The organism is Mesorhizobium sp. M7A.F.Ca.ET.027.03.2.1, from assembly GCF_003999175.1.
Classification (GTDB): Bacteria; Pseudomonadota; Alphaproteobacteria; order Rhizobiales; family Rhizobiaceae; genus Mesorhizobium.
Genome location: NZ_RZOM01001164.1, coordinates 1 through 1,839, shown reverse-complemented (window position 1 = coordinate 1,839; position 1,839 = coordinate 1). Strand labels below are relative to the sequence as shown.

The 1,839-nt window shown below is 61.3% G+C and carries 3 protein-coding genes; all 3 read left to right on the top strand.

The genetic code is table 11. The features are described from left to right. Positions 1 to 374: ABC transporter permease subunit (locus EN750_RS32465; protein WP_127399126.1), on the top strand; the 374-nt coding region annotated here is incomplete at its 5' end. Then, positions 371 to 1,159 carry an ABC transporter permease gene (locus EN750_RS32460; RefSeq protein WP_127399125.1) on the top strand — a complete coding sequence of 263 codons (789 nt, stop codon included), beginning with the start codon at positions 371 to 373 and terminating at the stop codon, positions 1,157 to 1,159. The genes EN750_RS32465 and EN750_RS32460, both read left to right, overlap by 4 nt. A gap of 104 nt (positions 1,160 to 1,263) precedes the next feature. Next, on the top strand, positions 1,264 to 1,839 hold a 576-nt coding region (locus EN750_RS32455; protein WP_127399124.1), incomplete at its 3' end, for an extracellular solute-binding protein.

Below are 1,839 nucleotides of genomic sequence, written 5' to 3'. Positions count from 1 at the left end.
TCCCGCTGATGATCCTGCCGATCTTCGCCTCGATCGAGAAACTCGACCCTGCGCTCATCGAGGCGTCGCATGATCTCTATGGCAACCGCCTCACCACATTGCGCCGCGTTATCCTGCCCCTCACCCGGCCCGGCATGATCGCCGGCGCGATCCTGGTGTTCGTTCCAAGCCTCGGCGCGGTCCTGGAGCCGACCCTGCTCGGCGGCGGCAAGACCATGATGATGGGCAATCTCATCCAGCTGCAGTTCGGTGGCGCCCGCAACTGGCCGCTCGGCGCCGCCATCGCCATCGTGCTGATGGCCGCGGTCATGGTCTTCCTGATTTTCCAGGGTCTGCGCTCGATGCGCACCGAAGGCATGGAGCGTGCGGCATGAACGCGGACGATGATGTCAGGCGCTATCCGGGCTTCGGTCTCTTCAGCGCGATCTTCTTCGCCTATCTCTATTTGCCCATCGCCGTCGTGGTGTTCTACTCTTTCAATGCGAACCGGATCGTCTCCAATTGGGGCGGCTTCTCATTGCACTGGTACGCCACCGCTTTGTCCAACGCGAACCTGATGACAGCGGTGAAGACCTCCCTGCTCGTCGCCGCGGTCGCCACAGTCGCCTCGACGCTTGTCGCGTTGATGGCGGCATTGGTGCTGGTGCGCGGCCGCGATGTCCGGTTCCGCCGCATCTCCGAAGCGGTGGTGAACCTGCCGCTGCTCCTGCCCGAAATCGTCGTTGCTGTCGCCGTCCTGATCCTCTTCTCCGAGATCGGGCTCGCCAACGGAATGGTGAAGCTGATGATCGCCCACACCACCTTCTGCATCCCGTTCGCCTTCCTGCCGATACGCGCCCGCCTGCAGGGAATGGACTTCGATCTGGAGGAAGCCGCCCGCGATCTCTATGCAACCGGTTGGGTCGCCTTTCGTCGCGTCACGCTGCCGCTCATCCTGCCGGGTGTTTTCGCCGGCGCCATGCTCGCCTTCGTCATCTCGATGGATGATTTCATCACCAGCAACCTGTTGAATTCCGGCGGCGCCACCACGCTGCCGGTCTACATTTTCTCACTGATCAAGCAGGGCGTGTCGCCGCAGCTCAACGCAATCTCGACCTTGATCATGATTGTTTCGGTGGTGCTGGCGACCGTGGCCTTCGTGCTTCAGCGACGGCAGTAGCAGCGGCGTAGTTTTTCCTAATCAAGGCGTCGGGCAAATCGAATTTATCGAACCCGACGGTTTGTTATCGTCGCCCCTGGGAGAACAACAAACAGGGGAATGACATGACGACCAAAATTGCAGCGCTCGCCATGGCCGGTGCCATGAGCCTCGCCTTTAGCGCGCCCGCTGTCGCCGAGGGCAGCCTGGCCATCTACGCGTGGGCGGATTCCATCTCGCCCGAGATGGTCACGAAATTCGAGAAGGAAACCGGCATAAAGGTCACGGTCGACGCCTTCTCATCCAACGAGGACCTGCTGACCAAGCTGCAGGCCGGCTCGTCGGGCTACGACATCGTCACGCCTTCGCAGCACTTCGTGAAGATCATGATCGACAGCGGGCTGCTTGAGGATTTCGGCGCCAGCTCGATGGCGGCCTACAGCCAAGTCCTGCCGGACTGGCAGAAACCGTGGTGGGATGCGACAGGCAATCATTCGATCCCGCTCGCCTTCGGCAATGCCGGCTACACCGTCAACCGCGACCTCTACAAAGGCCCGGTCGACAGCTGGAAGACCTATTTCGAGCCACCGGCGGAGCTGCGCGGCAAGATCGCCAGCCTGGCGCAGCCCGACGAAGTCATTCCGGCAGCGGAAAACTATCTCGGCATCAAATATTGCAGCGAAGACCCACAGGAGATGAAG